The sequence below is a fragment of the Pseudoduganella albidiflava genome (assembly GCF_004322755.1).
Lineage (GTDB): Bacteria > Pseudomonadota > Gammaproteobacteria > Burkholderiales > Burkholderiaceae_D > Rugamonas > Rugamonas albidiflava.
On the sequence record NZ_CP036401.1, the window covers coordinates 4,751,447 to 4,763,859 of the forward strand.

Sequence of the window (12,413 nt, forward strand, 5' to 3'; positions counted from 1 at the left end):
CGCGACCGGTGCCGCCCGGGTGCCTCAATGGGGGCCCACTGGACGGTCCGGCCGCGTCCCGGTTACTTGACGCGGATGTCGTTCTTCACCGACTGCACGCCCTTCACGCCGCGGGCGATCTCGCCGGCCTTGGTGATGTCACCCGGCTGGGCCACGAAGCCGGACAGCTGCACGGTGCCCTTGAACGTTTCCACGTTGATCTCGGTGGCTTTCAGGGTCGGCTCGTTGAAGATCGACGACTTCACCTTGGTGGTGATGACGGCGTCGTCGATGTATTCGCCGGTGCCTTCCTTGGTGGCCGAGCCGGCGCAGCCGACAACGGTGAACACGGTGGCGGCGGTGAAGACGGCAGTGGCGATTTTTTGAGCGACGAATTTTTTAGCGATCATGGTAGTACTCCTTCTTCGTGTTGTAAAAATGCCCGGAAACGAGCTTCTGACCAGCGGCCGACCTCAATAGCCGAACTGGGATTTCGCAGCCGCGACACACTGGTCTTTGGCCGTGCCGGACAAGGCGTCGCATTTTTCCGCGGCCACCTTGTACTCGGCGATTCTCTTGTCCTCGCGCGCATCGCTGCGCGCCTCGATGACTTTCTTGTCCGCCCGCGCATCGGCCAGCGCCGCCGTGCGGCTGGCCTTGGCCCGTTCCACGCAGACATCGCGTTCGTTGCCCGCCAGCGCGGCGCAGCGGGTGCGGTCCAGCGCGAAGTCGGCATTGGCGATGTCGATGCGCGCCTTGGTATAGGCCCGCAGCGTGTTGCGGAACTGCGCCGTGGCATCGGCTTCGGCGCGTACCCGCGCGGCCTTGGCCTCGGCGATGCACACATCCTTCGGATTGCCTGCCAGGCTGTTGCAGCGCTCGCGCACCGCCTTGTATTCCGCGGTCGCGGCCGCCCTGGCCTGCTCGAACAGCGCTTTCGCTTCCGGCGTGGCGGCACTGGCCGCCGTGGCGCATGCAAACAATACGATGCTGGCCGCGTGCGTCAGCAGCGCACGCATCGCGCTTCGTCCTGCCATGTTTGCCGCGCCATCTGCAGCGCCGTCTGCCGGGCGCTCTGTCGGGCACTTCAATGCGCGCTCTGTTACGACAGGTGCCGCCTTCATGCCGATCGCTCCATGCCTGTTCTCCATGACGACAGTGTCCGCTAACCGGGCCGGCCTTTCTGTACGCTGGCGTACATTCAGTGCAAGTTTTACAACAACTTGAGTGCCCTGCCCTGCCGGCTGCGGCTCGGCAGGACAGGGTGCGGCATCGCACAGACCCCGGCCGCGTCGCGGGACTAATCTGGCGCCACATCATCAAGGAGGATCGAAATGAAACCAACTCACGCCTTGAGCGCAGCGATGGTCGCGGTCACTCTGCTGACCGCGGGTTGCGCCAGTAATCAACCGACCAGCACCAACTACTCGACCCAGGCCGATGCATCCACCTACGGCACGATCGAGAATATCCAGGTCGTACGCGTGGATCCCGCCACCAGTGGTGCAGGGGCGGTCGCGGGCGGCCTGGTCGGGGCCCTCGTGGGCAACCAGATCGGATCGGGAGGCGGCCGCACCGCGGCCACGGCGGCCGGCGCGATCGGCGGGGCCGTCGTCGGCAACCAGATCGAATCGAACCGCAATGCCCCGCACGACATGTACCAGATCAGCATCCGCCTGGATAACGGCGACTACCGCACCGTGAACCAGGACAACGCTTACGACCTGCGCGTGGGCAGCCGCGTGCGGATGGTCGACGGCCGCGTCTACCGCTACTGACCACGGTACGGCGGCACGCTGCCGGCACCGCTGCGGACCAACGGAAGCGCGCCGTGATCGGCAGGCGCTTCCCCATCGCGCGTCCCGCGTGGCGCGTTGCGACAGAGTCCCAGGAATCACACCAACACATAAAGGAGCAACCATGGGCACCATTCTCTTGATCATTCTGGTACTCGTTCTGATCGGCGCACTGCCGACCTGGCCGCACAGCAGGAACTGGGGCTACGCGCCCAGCGGCATCGCCGGCCTGATTGTCGTCGTGCTGCTGATCATGCTGCTGACAGGCAGGCTGTAAAGGAAAACACGGGGCGCTGCGGCGCCCCGCTCACTTGATGGGGGTACATCATGAAACGGATCATCATCGGTGCCGCGCTGGCCGCCGGCCTTGCCGGATTGGGCAGCACGGCATGGGCGCAAAGCACATCGCCGGCCATGGCGCAGCACCAGGAACGGGAACTCGCCCGCGGCGAGCCGGCGCGCTGGATGAAGGCCGACGGCTCGGTGCAGGCGCAGATCGCCACCAAGCGCAAGGAAATCGGCGCGGCGCTCAATGAGGCGATGAACGACTGCAAGAAAGCCGGCCGCGCCGACCGCCAGGCCTGCATGCGGGAGGCCCGCGCAACCTACCAGCGCGACATGGCCAATGTGAAGGAACTGGTGGCGCAGTCGAACCAGATGGGCGGCGTGTACGACACCGCCGGGCCGTCGGAATAAGGTTGCGGACTGCGGGTTGCGGACTGCGGGTTGCGGACTGGGGCTGCTGACTGCGGTTGCGGTTGCGGTTTGCTGGCGGCAGGCTGCCGGTTACGGAACGTCGATTGCGGACCGTGGATCGGGGGCTGCCGCTCAGCGCGCCGCTTCCTCGGGACCAAGCGGCAGCTGCTGCGCGCCCGCGGCCGGCGAATCCGGCAATGGCGGCAGCTCGTGCACCACCAGCGGCGTATCTTCCGAGACGAAGGCGAGCCAGCCCGCCGCCCCGATGGCACGCTGCGCATCGGCATAGCCCTGGCTCCAGCGCCACTCCACGGATCCTTGCGAGAAATTGATGTCCTTCAGCGGCATGTGCCAGTCGTGGCCGGCATAGGGAATGCGCACCACGTGCAGCGTCGTGTCGCAGCCGAGATTGGCGAGGTCGCGCGCGTGCTGCGCAGTGCGTTGCGCCGGCGGCATCGAAGCGTACAGCTCGCGCAGCTTTTGCTGCAGGCGGCGCACCTTGACGTAGTCGTCGAGATGGCGCTGCGAGCGGGAGGCGAAGGTCACGTCCTTCTGCCGCGTCTGCACTTCCTCGAACGTGTCGGGCTCCGGCCCTTGCGCGCTCCACAGGTCGACCATGAAGCACAGCGTATCGACCGGCCGGTGCGTGTCGTCCAGCACGGTCTGCAGCGGCGTATTCGAATACAGGCCGCCATCCCAGTACAGCTCGCCATCGATGCGCACCGCCGCGAAACCGGGCGGCAGTGCCCCGCTGGCGCGGATGTGGTCGGCGGTGATGCGCCCCGGATCGAGGCTGTCGAAGCTGACCAGGCCGCCAGTCGAGACGCGCAGCGCATTGACGGTGAGGCGCATGCCCTCCGGGCTGTTCAGCACATCGAAATCGACCAGTTCGTTCAGCGTGGCCGCCAGCTCCTCGGTGTCATAGAAACTGGCCTGCTCGGCGGGCACCTGCAAGCCCAGCCCGAACGGACTGAACGGCCGCGGCCGGAAGAAGCCGCGGATGCCGGACACCATCGCGTGCAGCGTCGACAGCCGGATATTCTGGCGCCGCTGCGCCTCGGTCATCCACCGGGGATTGTAGGGATCGCGCTGCGACATGCGGTCCCAGAATTCCCGGATGCGCTGCAGCCGGTCTTCCTGCCGGTTGCCGGCCAGGAGCGCGGCATTGATCGCGCCGATCGAGGTGCCCACGACCCAGTCCGGCGCCAGGCCGTGTTCGTGCAGCGCCTGGTACACCCCGGCCTGGTAGGCACCCAGCGCCCCGCCACCCTGCAGCACGAGCACGACGCGCATGCCATTCGGGTTCAGTGGATGGGAATCCGCATCGCTCAAGGCACACCTCCTCGTTGAAGAAAAGCACTGGCAGGGATTGTAGCGCGCCACCGTCACGCGCGCCGGGCCTGGATCGAAACGGCTGGGCCCGTGCCTAGGCACCATGACACGAGCTCGGCCATGTCCCAACGATGAGGCCGTGTCAGGGGGGCATTGCAGGGAATTCGTGGTGCACCGCACCGCGCCTGCAATGCGGTGATCCCTTGCAAGGGATCACTCCTTCCAGGCACCATGACACGAGCTCTGCCGTACGGTGCAAAAAAAACGCCGCGGAAGTCCGCGGCGTTCGGGGCGACGCATGCGCGCTTTACAGCGAGCCGCTCTGCTTGCGTTTGTACAGCCAAGCGCCGACCGCGGCCAGCACGGCACCGACGCCGATCGCCGGCTTCACAAGACGCTTGCGCGAAATGAACGAGCCCACCGACATGGCGATCGGCATGATCGTCTTGTAGTTGGCGAGCAGTCCACCGGCGCCCGCCGCGGCCGCGGTACCGCCGATCACGCCGGCGAGCCGCGTTTGCACCGTGCCGACCGCCAGGTCGACAGCGCCATGCAGCAGCACCTCAGGGTGCAGCGCTTGGGCCATGTGGTGCTTGCCGGCCAGTACGCCGATGCGGTACAGCTCACCTTCCTTGATCAGCCGTGCCTTGGTGGCATCGAGCGCGGCCTTGCGTTGTTCGTTGTCGCTCATCGCTTTCCTTTCACAACAGCATGTCGCGGTCGGCCTTCAGTTCCGCCATCGTCGCCGGCAGCGCCAGCGAGCCGTTGCGGACCTTGGCCATCGCCGCCTTCACGAGAAGGTAGGCAATCACCACGAAGACCACGGCAAGGATCAGCAGGATCTTCCAGCCCAGCGCATCCCACAGCAGGAAGACCAGTGTCGCGGTGCCGAAAGCGATCGCGAACCATGCCGCCAGGATCGACAGCGCGAACAGCACCGCCAGCCGGATGAGATGGTCGCGGGCTTCCGACAGTTCCGCCAGTGCCAGTTCGAGGCGGGACAGGACAAGACGCAAGGCGTTCTTGACCAATCCCGACAACGAACCGATCAGGCCGGGAGCGCGCGGTTCGGTATGCTCGGAGTGCTCCATGGCGTCTCCCAGTTCCGGGGGTTTATTTACGACCCAGGATCACACCGACCAGCAGGCCGACGCCGGCCGCCACGGCGATCGAACGCCATGGGTTTTCCTTCACATACACATCGGTGCTGGCGGCGACCTGCTTGCCGGTTTCAACCGCCTTCACCTGTGCATCCTGGGCTTTGGCCAGCGCCGAATCCAGCGCGCGCATGCCGCGGCCGCGCAGTTCTTCCGCCTTTTCGCCAGTCAGTGCGGTGGCGGCAGTGAACAGGGCTTGCGCGTCTTTGACCAGGGTTTTCACGTCGTTGTTGACGGTACTGATGTTATTTTCCAGCATGATTAAAGCTCCTTTTCACAGTGTTGAGTATCAACTTTACAACGGCATGCTCATTCGAGCAAATCGCGCGACATGCTCACTCGAGCAGATCCCGCATGTCATCCGCGTGCTCTTCTTCCTCGGCCATGATCTTGACCAGCAGCTGCGTGGTGACGGGATCGGTGTCGCCGATCTTTTCGATCATCTGCCGGTAAGCTTCGATGGCCACGCGCTCGGCGATCAGGTTGGCGCGGACCATCGATTGCACCTCGAGCGAATCGTCATATTCGGCATGGCTGCGTTCGTGCAGCGTGGCCGGGTTGTAGTCGGGCGCGCCGTTCAGCTGCACGATGCGCTCGGCCAGCCAGTCGGCATGCTTTTCTTCTTCGCCGGCGTGTTCGAGGAACTCGGCCTTGACCGCCGAATTGTTCTTGCCGCTGACGGTGTAGTAATGCCGCTTGTAGCGGTTGATGCAGACGAGCTCGGTTGCGAGCGCGTCGTTCAGCATCTTCAGCACGGCTTCGCGGTCGCCCTTGTAGCCTGCCGTGACCGCGCCGTCCGACAGGTTCTGTGCGGCGGCGCGGATGGCCGCGGTATCGATACCGCTGGCCTGGGTGGGGGTCGTTTCGGACATGGTGTTCCTTTCGGTGTAATCAGCGACGTGCCTGGATCGGCTTGCCCGGTTCGGACAGCACGATCTCGACACGGCGGTTCAGCTGGCGGTCGCCCGCCGTTTCATTGCCGGCCACCGGGTAGGCTTCGCCATAGCCGCGCACTTCCACGCGCGAACGGTCGATGCCCGCTTGCGACAGCGCGCTGCGCACCGCTTCGGCGCGGCGCTGCGACAGTTCCAGGTTGTGGGCGGTGGAACCGGTGCTGTCGGTGAAACCTTCGATCAGCACGGTACGGTCGGTGTTCTCGCGCAGCACCGTGGCGAGCTTCTGCACGGTGGCCTGGCCGCCGGACGTGAGCACGGCCTGGTCGACATTGAACAGCACGTCGCCCAGCGTGATGATGGTGCCGCGCTCGGTTTGCTTGGCCTGCAGTTCGGCCAGTTGCGCCGCCAGGGCCTGGGTCTGTGCCTGGGCACTCTGGGTGGCGGCGTTGGCCTGCTCGGCGCGGGCACGCGCCGCTTCCGCTTCGGCCTGTGCCTGTTCGGCCGAGCGCCTGGCCGCTTCGGCCTCGGCGGTGCGGGCCTGCAGGCGCACCTGCTCGCGCTCCTGGGCCGACTGCTTCAGGTCCACTTCGGCCTTGCGGGCACGCGCCACTTCCTGCGCGGTGGCGATCTTCTGCTTGGCCACATAGGCCAGCTGGTCGACCTTCTCGATGCTTTCGCGCTCGGAAGCGGCATTGTTGGCGGCATTCAGTGCCGCGGTGGCTTCGTTGAACTCGCGCACCGCGTATTGCGACACGGCGCTGTTGCTCTGCGCCGCCACGTAATCGCTGCGGGCCTGGTCCAGCGTGCTGGTGGTCAGCGGCGTGGAGCTGCAGGCGGACAGGGCGATGGCCAGCGACACCAGCAGGGGCGTCAGCTTGCGCGTCATTGGGCTTGTGCTCATGGTGCTCCTCCTTTACTGGTTGGCGCTGTTGGCGCGGTCGAGTTCTTCGCGCAGCACGCGAACGTTGTCCTGCACCGCGTTGGCGGCATCGGTGGCCTTGGCGGACGTGGCCTTGCTCTGGGCCAGCTTGGCATCCGCCTCGGCTTGCTGGGCCAGGTCGCGTGCCAGCTTGTAGTCCTTGTCGGCCAGCGCGCGGCTGGCCTGCTGCACCTTCTCGCGGGCAGCCAGCAGTTCGGCAGGCGCCAGTTCGGCGGCACCCGCCTGGGCGGCGTTTTCAACGGCGGCGCGCGACACGGCAACGTCGGCGGTGGCCGGGGCTTTTTCGGTGGCGCATGCCGACAGCAGGGCCGCGACGGCGCACAGCATCGGCAGGGTATAACGAGGGCTCATTCTTTTTCTCCTCAATGGGTGAATCCGACTGGGTTTGCGGAACGTAGTGAAGTTATAGCCGAATGGACAACATGGCTTCGGTACGGTGCCGCACATAAGCCGATATCGTTGCGGCAACGGCGACATGGCAGCGGTGCCAGGGTGCGCTGGCGCACGCTGGCGTGGCGAAACGGCCCGCTCCTCCGTGGCCGGGCTGGCTGGGCAGCTGGCTTGCAACGTTAAACCCTGGAACACAAACGTAACAAAGCGTTACTGCGTGCGTTCGCGAACAGTTCGGTTTATACCGTTTTCTTAAGCTGGTTCCATCGGTGCTGCCGCGGCACCCGTTTCCAAAAGAGGAGCGAGCCATGAACAACCTGACTTCCCCGACTACTGTGCTGTCCGGCCTGGTGCTGGCGATGCTGGTGGCGTGCGCGTCCGTGGACGTAGCGCCGCCGGCCAGCGTGGAGATGAGCGACAGCACGCTGACCACCAACGTGCGCTCCAGCCTGGCCAACCAGCCCGGCCTGAATCCCGCCGACATCATGGTGGAAGCGTACGACGGTGAAGTGCGCCTGTCCGGCTTCGCCGCCAGCCCCGAAGAGGCGGAGAAGGCGGTGGCGGCGGCACGCAGCATCACGGGCGTGAAGGTCGTCAGGAACGACATGAAGGTGAAGTGACGGCCACGCCGGCACGACCGGCCGCTCCGGCAAACCCGCTGGGCAACTTATGAAGGAGTGCATCATGAACATCAAGCAAATCGCAATGCGCGCCACCCTCGTGGCGTCCGTACTGGGCCTGTCGGCCTGCGCCAACATGTCCGCCCAGGACCGCAATACCGCCATCGGCGCCGGTGTCGGGGCAGTGGCAGGCTCCGCCCTGTCCGGCGGCTCCGCGCTGGGCACCGTGGGCGGCGCCGCTGTCGGCGGCGTGATCGGCAACCAGGTCAGCAAGCCGACCCGCTGAGCCCGCTGAACCCCTGACAACAACGGAGCCGCGTGCTCCGTTTTTTGTGGCGCTGTTCGCGCTAATTGGGGAAACTTCCTGCCGGAATCACGATCTGACTTCCTGTTGAGATACTTCATGTATATCAGGAGGCGACATGGGCACGGCGGAGGTTGGAGTACTGATCGAAGCGTTGATGCAGCAACAGCTTTCAAAAGATCAGGTCGCATTGCTGCAGGGCTTTCTGGCCAGCGTCGAGCAACCAGGCCAGTGCCTTCGCCTGATCGAGGAAGCCGCCGGAAAGCCGTTGTGTCCGCACTGCGGCTGCGAGAAATCTCACCGTTGCGGACAGGCCAGTGGCTTGCAGCGCTACCGCTGCGTGGCGTGCCGGCGCAGCTTCAACGCCCTGACCGGCACACCGCTTGCCCGTCTGCGCCTGCGCGACAAGTGGCTGCAATATCTTCAGTGCGTGATCGAGTCGATCCCCGTGCGTTTGGCGGCTAGCCGCGTGGCGGTAGCCAGGTCCACCAGCTTTCGATGGCGCCACCGTTTCATCGCCGCCGTTCTCCGGGCACCACGCCCGCAGTTGTCCGGCATCGTCGAGGCGGATGAGACGTACCATCTCGAATCACAAAAAGGCTCGCGGCATCTGAACCGCCCGCCCCGAAAGCGTGGCGGCAAGGCCACCCGGCGCGGCATCAGCAGCGAGCTGGACTGCATCCTCGTTGCCCGTGACCGCAACCGGCAAACCTGTGACTTCGTCACGGGCCGCGGCCCGGTCAGTGCCGGCCAGCTGATGAAACACCTGATGCCCGTGCTGGCGCCCGATGTGCTGCTCGTGACCGATGCCGCCAAGGCGTACCAGGCATTCGCGACGCAGGCCGGCATCACGCACGAAGCGATCAATGTGCGCGCCGGCATCCGCGCGCACGGCGCAATCCATATCCAGGGTGTCAATGCATGGCATAGCCGCTTCAAGACCTGGTTGCGCCGGTTCAATGGTGTTGCCAGCCGCTACCTGGCCAATTACACCGGCTGGCAGCGTCTGCTCGATGGCGCCGTGTTGACGACACCACGGCAATGGTTGCGCATTGCCGTGGTGCCAGCCTAGGATCGTCGGCTCTTTGTCGCGTTCGGCATGCAAGAAAGTTCCGTGACCAACGGCAAGGCTACTTAACGCTAACAGCGCCTTTTTTGTGGGCGCTGTGCGCCGGAAAGTGTTCAGACTATTCCTACCCCCTCCCCATTGTCCGCCGATGGATAGCGCAAATCCATCCAATTCTCGCGGCACCAAAAATATCGCTCGAGTCCGCAACACCGCAGCGCCCGCCTGGCGGGTGGCTCGCATACTGTCAGTCTACAAATACAAGTCACTCTTCCTGGCCGCGGGTTCGCGCAAGCGATCGGCGACGGCGCCCCGGGCAGGCGCGCGCCGCGCATCCTGACGCCCATTCCTGGAGGACCGAGATGACCACCCATACCGATGACAGCACCGCGACCACGCCCGCCGGCGTAGCCCGCGAATCCGCGCCGAAGACCACCCGCCCCGAGGCGCCGTCGCGGCGCGACGACGCGGAAAACGAATCCGTCGAAATACCGCTGAGCCGCACGTTCGACGCCTTTCCGGACCGCTTCGATGCGGGCGACTGGCCTTACCGGCCGACGCTGCGCGCCCTGCCCGACCAGCTGGTCAACATCGGCGCCGTGCCGGTAGTGCTGGACCAGGGGCGCGAAGGCGCCTGCACCGGTTTCGCGCTGGCCGCCGTGATCAACTACCTGCAGGCGCAACGGGGCTGCGCCACGCGGGTCAGTCCGCGCATGCTGTACGAGATGGCGCGGCGCTACGATGAATGGCCCGGCGAGGAATACGAAGGCTCGTCCGCGCGGGGCGCCATGAAGGGCTGGCAGCGCCACGGCGTGTGCGACCGCGAGCGCTGGCCGGACGAGCTGCACGGGCCGGGCCACCTGACCGACGAACTGGGCATCCTGTCCCGCAAGGTGCCGGGCGGCGCCTACTACCGGGTCGACTTCCGCCAGGTGCGCCACCTGCATGCCGCGCTGAATGAAGCGGGCATCGCCTTCGCCACGCTGATGGTGCACGAGGGCTGGGGCCTGGAAGGCGACGAACCCACCGTGGACGTGGACGTCGACGGCGCCACCACCATGGCGCTGCCCGTCATCATGCGCAAGGGGCGCGCCGATGCCGGCCACGCGGTGGCCATCGTCGGCTATACCGCGCGCGGCTTCATCATCCAGAATTCGTGGGGCCGCGGCTGGGGCAACGGCGGCTACGCCCTGCTGCCCTACGAGGACTTCATGATGCATGCGACCGACGTGTGGGTGGCGCAGCTGGGCGTGCCGGTCACCGCGGACCTGTGGGAACGCGGCGCGGCCGACGTGCTGAGCGGCCGCCACCGCGCCGGCGAAGTGATCCCGCTCGGCGATATCCGGCCATATGTCATCAACATCGGCAACAACGGCCTGCTGTCGAAGAGCGGCGACTACTGGACCTCGGAAGAAGACGTCACCCGCCTGTTCGCCGAAACGATTCCGCGGCAGACCGCGGGCTGGCGCAAGCGCCGCGTGATGCTGTTCCTGCACGGTGGCCTGAACGACGAGAAAGCCGTGGCCAAGCGCGTCGTGGCGTTCCGCGACGTGTGCCTGCAAAACGAGATCTACCCGCTGCACATCATGTGGGAAAGCGACTGGTTCCGCTCCACCGTCGGCATGCTCGAAGACCTGTTCACCAGCCAGGACCAGCGCGCCGGCTGGTCGTTCAAGGACTGGGTGCGCGAAGCGCGCGACCGCATGTTCGAGCTGACGCTGGCCAAGCCCGGCGGCGCCCTGTGGCAGGAGATGAAGGAAAACGCCCGCCTGGCATCGGAAGGCGCGCAGGGCGCGATGCGCATCGTTGCGAATGCGGTGCGCCAGGCCACCGCCGCGCTGCCGCCGGCCGGGCTGCAGGCGTGGGAACTGCACGTGGTCGGGCATAGCGCCGGCTCGATCTTCGCCGCGTCGGCGGCGCCGCTGCTGATGGAAGCCGGCGTGCCATGGAAAACCACCCAGCTGCTGGCGCCAGCCATCACGGTGGCCGACTACCGCAGCCTCTTCGAGCCGGCCGTGGGCGAGCGCTGCCCGCTGCCGCAGCTGTACGTACTGAGCGACGTGGGCGAACTCGACGACGACGTGGGCCCTTATGGCAAGTCGCTGCTGTACCTGGTCAGCAACGCGTTCGAACCGTCGCGCGCGATACCGCTGCTGGGCATGCAGAAATTCCTCGAAGCCGATGCGGCGCTGGCGCCGTTGCGGGCGCCCCGGCCGCACGGCGACGCGGGCGCCATGCTGCCAGGCGTGTTCGTGGCGGGGAACGTGTCACCGTCCGGCATGGGCACGCAGAGCAATACGCACGGCGGCTTCGACAACGATCCGGTGACGATGAACACGGTCATGGGTGTGATCCTGCAAGGCGTGCCGCCACGCCTGTTCACGGCGCGCGACCTGGAGTTCTAGGCGCCTGGCGTTCCAACGCTGGCGTGCTAGACGAATACCGTGCCCATGCCGATCGCGCCGTTTTCCTTCACCAGTTCATAGCAGCGGCAGGACACGGCTTCCAGTCCGGTGGAATCGAGGATCTCGATATTGCCGCGGCTGTAGGTGATCAGCTTCTGGTTCTGCAGCGCGCTGGCGGCCTTGGTGACGCCGACGCGCCGCACGCCGAGCGCATGGGCGAGGAACTCGTGCGTGAGGTGGAATTTCTCCGACTGCAGGCGGTCGCGCGTAATCAGCAGCGAGCGCGCCAGCCGTGCTTCCAGCACGTGGAAGCGGCTGCACACGGCGATCTGGATCGCCTGCGCCAGCAGCGTATCGGTATAGCGGTGCAGCAGGTGCTGCAGCGATTCCATGCGGGTGAATTCGGCGCGGAAGTCCTCGGCGCGCATGCGCAGCACGGTACCGGCGCGCTGCACCACGGCGCGTACCTGCGCCTGCCGGTGGCCCAGCGCCACCGAGGCGCCGAGCATGCCCTCGCGGCCCACCGAGCCCACTTCGAGCGTCATGCGGCCTTCCGCGACGGCCAGCAGCGAGACCAGCGCATCGATGGGAAAATAAATGGAGGCGATCGGGCGTCCCGGCTCGTACAGCACTTCGCCCACGTCGGCTTCCACCGTTTCGCACAGGGCCTCGATCTGCGCCAGGTCTTCTTCCGGCAGGCTCGCCAGCAGGCGATTGCTCACCGGTGGGGGCAGTGCGGGATTGCTGTGCGCGGTGTCAAAATTCAGGTTCATGTTGGTCTGATCGGTTGGCATGTGCACATCTTGTAACGAGGTTAACGATTCCTTACAGG

General features: G+C 65.9%; 17 protein-coding genes. 7 read left to right on the plus strand and 10 right to left on the minus strand.

Translation table 11 applies throughout. From position 1 onward, the window contains the following. Window positions 1-62: 62 nt before the first annotated feature. Together EYF70_RS19630 and EYF70_RS19635 are read right to left on the minus strand one after the other, a co-directional pair. Window positions 63-389: a BON domain-containing protein gene (locus EYF70_RS19630; RefSeq protein WP_131146922.1), complete on the minus strand. Its 327-nt coding sequence runs from the start codon at window positions 387-389 to the stop codon at window positions 63-65. Window positions 390-452: 63 nt separating this feature from the next. Further along, window positions 453-1,016 (minus strand): hypothetical protein, encoded by a 564-nt coding sequence (locus EYF70_RS19635; protein WP_229420464.1) that lies wholly within the window; start codon window positions 1,014-1,016, stop codon window positions 453-455. A gap of 297 nt (window positions 1,017-1,313) precedes the next feature. Between EYF70_RS19635 and EYF70_RS19640 the strand changes: the two genes are divergently transcribed. From EYF70_RS19640 to EYF70_RS19650, 3 genes are all read left to right on the plus strand, one after another. Next, window positions 1,314-1,757: an outer membrane lipoprotein gene (locus EYF70_RS19640; RefSeq protein ID WP_131146923.1), complete on the plus strand. Its 444-nt coding sequence runs from the start codon at window positions 1,314-1,316 to the stop codon at window positions 1,755-1,757. Between the two features lie 142 nt (window positions 1,758-1,899). Then, the gene (locus tag EYF70_RS19645) at window positions 1,900-2,052 is read left to right on the plus strand and encodes a DUF3309 domain-containing protein (protein WP_130185456.1); all 153 of its coding nucleotides are present in this window, start codon (window positions 1,900-1,902) and stop codon (window positions 2,050-2,052) included. A 50-nt stretch (window positions 2,053-2,102) separates the two neighbouring features. Beyond that, window positions 2,103-2,471 (plus strand): hypothetical protein, encoded by a 369-nt coding sequence (locus tag EYF70_RS19650; RefSeq protein WP_131146924.1) that lies wholly within the window; start codon window positions 2,103-2,105, stop codon window positions 2,469-2,471. A 132-nt stretch (window positions 2,472-2,603) separates the two neighbouring features. Here EYF70_RS19650 and EYF70_RS19655 read toward each other — a convergent pair whose 3' ends face one another. From EYF70_RS19655 to EYF70_RS19685, 7 genes are all read right to left on the minus strand, one after another. Next, the gene (locus tag EYF70_RS19655) at window positions 2,604-3,764 is read right to left on the minus strand and encodes a patatin-like phospholipase family protein (RefSeq protein WP_131149211.1); all 1,161 of its coding nucleotides are present in this window, start codon (window positions 3,762-3,764) and stop codon (window positions 2,604-2,606) included. A gap of 346 nt (window positions 3,765-4,110) precedes the next feature. Continuing rightward, window positions 4,111-4,494 carry a hypothetical protein gene (locus EYF70_RS19660; RefSeq protein WP_131146925.1) on the minus strand — a complete coding sequence of 128 codons (384 nt, stop codon included), beginning with the start codon at window positions 4,492-4,494 and terminating at the stop codon, window positions 4,111-4,113. Window positions 4,495-4,504: 10 nt separating this feature from the next. After that, window positions 4,505-4,894: a phage holin family protein gene (locus tag EYF70_RS19665; RefSeq protein ID WP_131146926.1), complete on the minus strand. Its 390-nt coding sequence runs from the start codon at window positions 4,892-4,894 to the stop codon at window positions 4,505-4,507. Between the two features lie 22 nt (window positions 4,895-4,916). Continuing rightward, window positions 4,917-5,219, minus strand: coding sequence for an ElaB/YgaM/YqjD family protein (locus EYF70_RS19670; protein WP_131146927.1), 303 nt, complete (start codon window positions 5,217-5,219; stop codon window positions 4,917-4,919). A 76-nt stretch (window positions 5,220-5,295) separates the two neighbouring features. Then, window positions 5,296-5,832, minus strand: coding sequence for a ferritin-like domain-containing protein (locus EYF70_RS19675; RefSeq protein ID WP_131146928.1), 537 nt, complete (start codon window positions 5,830-5,832; stop codon window positions 5,296-5,298). A gap of 19 nt (window positions 5,833-5,851) precedes the next feature. Then, entirely contained in the window at window positions 5,852-6,757 is a 906-nt protein-coding gene (locus tag EYF70_RS19680) for an OmpA family protein (protein WP_229420465.1), read from the minus strand. Window positions 6,758-6,769: 12 nt separating this feature from the next. Continuing rightward, complete coding sequence (locus EYF70_RS19685) at window positions 6,770-7,147, minus strand: DUF4398 domain-containing protein (protein ID WP_131146929.1); 378 nt, start codon at window positions 7,145-7,147, stop codon at window positions 6,770-6,772. A gap of 347 nt (window positions 7,148-7,494) precedes the next feature. Here EYF70_RS19685 and EYF70_RS19690 point away from each other — a divergent pair, with 347 nt between their 5' ends. The 4 genes from EYF70_RS19690 to EYF70_RS19705 all read left to right on the plus strand — a co-directional run bounded on the left by EYF70_RS19690 (window position 7,495) and on the right by EYF70_RS19705 (window position 11,581). After that, window positions 7,495-7,806 (plus strand): BON domain-containing protein, encoded by a 312-nt coding sequence (locus tag EYF70_RS19690; RefSeq protein ID WP_131146930.1) that lies wholly within the window; start codon window positions 7,495-7,497, stop codon window positions 7,804-7,806. A 61-nt stretch (window positions 7,807-7,867) separates the two neighbouring features. After that, window positions 7,868-8,092, plus strand: a complete 225-nt coding sequence (locus tag EYF70_RS19695) for a YMGG-like glycine zipper-containing protein (RefSeq protein WP_174800456.1) — start codon at window positions 7,868-7,870, stop codon at window positions 8,090-8,092. Between the two features lie 136 nt (window positions 8,093-8,228). Beyond that, window positions 8,229-9,182 carry an IS1595 family transposase gene (locus EYF70_RS19700; RefSeq protein ID WP_229420466.1) on the plus strand — a complete coding sequence of 318 codons (954 nt, stop codon included), beginning with the start codon at window positions 8,229-8,231 and terminating at the stop codon, window positions 9,180-9,182. A gap of 356 nt (window positions 9,183-9,538) precedes the next feature. Continuing rightward, complete coding sequence (locus EYF70_RS19705; protein WP_165497745.1) at window positions 9,539-11,581, plus strand: C1 family peptidase; 2,043 nt, start codon at window positions 9,539-9,541, stop codon at window positions 11,579-11,581. A gap of 26 nt (window positions 11,582-11,607) precedes the next feature. On the opposite strand, the gene EYF70_RS19710 is transcribed toward EYF70_RS19705, so the two are convergent. Next, the gene (locus tag EYF70_RS19710) at window positions 11,608-12,354 is read right to left on the minus strand and encodes a Crp/Fnr family transcriptional regulator (protein WP_131146933.1); all 747 of its coding nucleotides are present in this window, start codon (window positions 12,352-12,354) and stop codon (window positions 11,608-11,610) included. Between the last annotated feature and the right edge of the window lie 59 nt (window positions 12,355-12,413).

Coding starts and splice junctions, on each gene's coding strand:
- EYF70_RS19630 (WP_131146922.1), bottom strand. CDS start 389: ATGATCGCTAAAAAATTCGTCGCTCAAAAAATCGCCACTGCCGTCTTC.
- EYF70_RS19635 (WP_229420464.1), bottom strand. CDS start 1,016: ATGGCAGGACGAAGCGCGATGCGTGCGCTGCTGACGCACGCGGCCAGC.
- EYF70_RS19640 (WP_131146923.1), top strand. CDS start 1,314: ATGAAACCAACTCACGCCTTGAGCGCAGCGATGGTCGCGGTCACTCTG.
- EYF70_RS19645 (WP_130185456.1), top strand. CDS start 1,900: ATGGGCACCATTCTCTTGATCATTCTGGTACTCGTTCTGATCGGCGCA.
- EYF70_RS19650 (WP_131146924.1), top strand. CDS start 2,103: ATGAAACGGATCATCATCGGTGCCGCGCTGGCCGCCGGCCTTGCCGGA.
- EYF70_RS19655 (WP_131149211.1), bottom strand. CDS start 3,764: ATGCGCGTCGTGCTCGTGCTGCAGGGTGGCGGGGCGCTGGGTGCCTAC.
- EYF70_RS19660 (WP_131146925.1), bottom strand. CDS start 4,494: ATGAGCGACAACGAACAACGCAAGGCCGCGCTCGATGCCACCAAGGCA.
- EYF70_RS19665 (WP_131146926.1), bottom strand. CDS start 4,894: ATGGAGCACTCCGAGCATACCGAACCGCGCGCTCCCGGCCTGATCGGT.
- EYF70_RS19670 (WP_131146927.1), bottom strand. CDS start 5,219: ATGCTGGAAAATAACATCAGTACCGTCAACAACGACGTGAAAACCCTG.
- EYF70_RS19675 (WP_131146928.1), bottom strand. CDS start 5,832: ATGTCCGAAACGACCCCCACCCAGGCCAGCGGTATCGATACCGCGGCC.
- EYF70_RS19680 (WP_229420465.1), bottom strand. CDS start 6,757: ATGAGCACAAGCCCAATGACGCGCAAGCTGACGCCCCTGCTGGTGTCG.
- EYF70_RS19685 (WP_131146929.1), bottom strand. CDS start 7,147: ATGAGCCCTCGTTATACCCTGCCGATGCTGTGCGCCGTCGCGGCCCTG.
- EYF70_RS19690 (WP_131146930.1), top strand. CDS start 7,495: ATGAACAACCTGACTTCCCCGACTACTGTGCTGTCCGGCCTGGTGCTG.
- EYF70_RS19700 (WP_229420466.1), top strand. CDS start 8,229: ATGGGCACGGCGGAGGTTGGAGTACTGATCGAAGCGTTGATGCAGCAA.
- EYF70_RS19705 (WP_165497745.1), top strand. CDS start 9,539: ATGACCACCCATACCGATGACAGCACCGCGACCACGCCCGCCGGCGTA.
- EYF70_RS19710 (WP_131146933.1), bottom strand. CDS start 12,354: ATGAACCTGAATTTTGACACCGCGCACAGCAATCCCGCACTGCCCCCA.